At 40.3% G+C, this 2,124-nt stretch carries 2 protein-coding genes; both read left to right on the top strand.

Annotated features, from left to right (window positions below):
• On the top strand, positions 1-636 hold a 636-nt coding region (locus J5224_RS25435), incomplete at its 5' end, for a glycosyltransferase (RefSeq protein ID WP_264627985.1).
• A 14-nt stretch (positions 637-650) separates the two neighbouring features.
• Positions 651-2,124 (top strand): DUF6056 family protein (locus J5224_RS25430; protein ID WP_264627984.1); only part of this gene is annotated, 1,474 nt, incomplete at its 3' end.

Genomic DNA, 2,124 nt, shown 5'->3' with positions numbered 1-2,124 from the left:
GATCCAATTGAAATAATCCCTGCACTTATTGAAAAATGGCAACGCGGCGCAGACATGGTGCTGGCTAAGCGCTCGGATCGCTCTACGGATGGTCACTTAAAGCGAAAAACGGCAGAATGGTTCTATAAACTTCACAACAAAATTAGCACACCTAAGATCGAAGAAAACGTGGGTGACTTTCGCTTAATGTCTCGTGGGATTGTTGAAGATATCAAGCTTATGCCGGAGCGTAACCTTTTCATGAAAGGGATACTCTCTTGGGCCGGGGGTAAAACAGACATTGTTGAATACACCCGTGCAGAACGCATTGCAGGAAACACCAAGTTTAATGGTTGGAAACTCTGGAACCTCGCCCTCGAAGGTATTACCAGTTTTTCAACGATCCCGTTAAGGGTGTGGACCTATATTGGCCTGTTTGTAGCAGGGCTATCCTTCCTTTACGGTTCCTGGATGGTTTTTAACACTCTGGTTTTTGGGAACCCGGTGCGCGGTTATCCTTCCCTTTTAGTTTCTATTTTGTTTCTCGGTGGTATTCAACTTATCGGCATTGGGATTTTAGGTGAATATATCGGAAGGATCTATGTAGAAGTAAAACAAAGACCAAGATACATCATTAAAAAACAAGCACCAAAATGAGATAGATCAAAAAGATGAACAAGACACTGACAATATCAATATCAGCTGCTATTTTTTTAGCAATATTTTTAATTGAGTGGTATACACCTATTCATTCAGATGATTATCACTACACACTGTTAGGCATATCTTTAGACACTCACTACCAACACTACATGACATGGAGTGGGAGAGTGGTCGCTGATTACATCAGCACATTGTTACTATATATCAACTCTCGTATTATCTACTCTATTTCAATTGCAACAGCCGTATTGTCTTTTTGCCTTTTCATTGCAAAGACCCCATCGGGTTCGTTCAAATGGAATAAAAATGACAGTATAGTCATTTTGTTAGTATTTCTTACCTATTGGATAGCCAATCCTAATATTGGAGAGACAATATTTTGGGTGGTTGGTAGCGCCAACTATCACTGGACAAATCTTTTTGTTGCTGCATGGATATATGGAATAAGCCATACGCTTCAAAATAATGATAAAAAGATCCGCATATTGATGATAATCATCAGTCTGTTAGCCGGATGCTCTAATGAAAGCGTGGCTCCATTCGTTATCGGATTATCCTTATTGGCGATTTGTTACGATTTTTGGAAAAGAAAAAGCACTGATATCAACAAAGTAATTTACGCCTTTATGACAATAGTGGGTGCTTGCATACTCATCCTTGCACCTGGAAATTTTATCAGAGCAAAAGAAACCCCGGTTTGGTTAGGTAAATCATTTTTAGAAAAAATTGTATTTCATTTTACAGAACGACTCTCTGGACATCTTGCACTGATATGGATTAGCTATGTTGTTTTAGCATTGCTTGCTTTGATTGCAGTGATAAGCGCTCGCAAAGGAACCGCTGTTTCCAGAAAGAGAATCTACGCTACTTACCTGATGATAGCTATTGCGGTGGGGACAAGCTTTATCATGTTCATCTCCCCCTCTTACCCCGATAGGGTTGTCAATGGAACATTGATGTTTCTTCTCTTTGCAATATCATTCCTTGGCCATGGCATCCTGGAAACGGCTGAAAGAAGAAATATTTTAAATATCAGCATTGTTACCTTTCTTTGTCTGGCAACCTTCCTATGGTCTTATTCGCTAATGTATAGCGCTTACACACGTGTTTATGTGCAAGACAAAGTCAGAATGAAGATCATTGCGGATGAAATAGCCAAGAATCAAGAGAGCTTTTCCATTCCAGAGTTCTATTTCTCCAAACTCCAGAACAGCGGAGGGCATTTCGGCCTGTTTCATGCTCCAAATCTTTACGGACGATATTTTGGTGCGAAAGAGATTTTTAAAACCATTGTCAAATTTGACTATTCAGTCATGTACAGTGGCCAAAAAGGGGTTTTGGATGACCACACCGCTTACTACACCAATCAGTCTGGTGATTTTATGTTGGTGAGCACTCAACCACTAGAGGGAGAGATAGCGATAACAATCAATGGCAGCAAAGTGAGTTATGCGCTGGGAACATTTACCAAAGCAACCGTCA

It is taken from the genome of Candidatus Symbiopectobacterium sp. NZEC135 (assembly GCF_025962695.1).
Note: the sequence above shows the minus strand (reverse complement) of the source record. Positions and strands in the feature narration are given on the sequence as shown.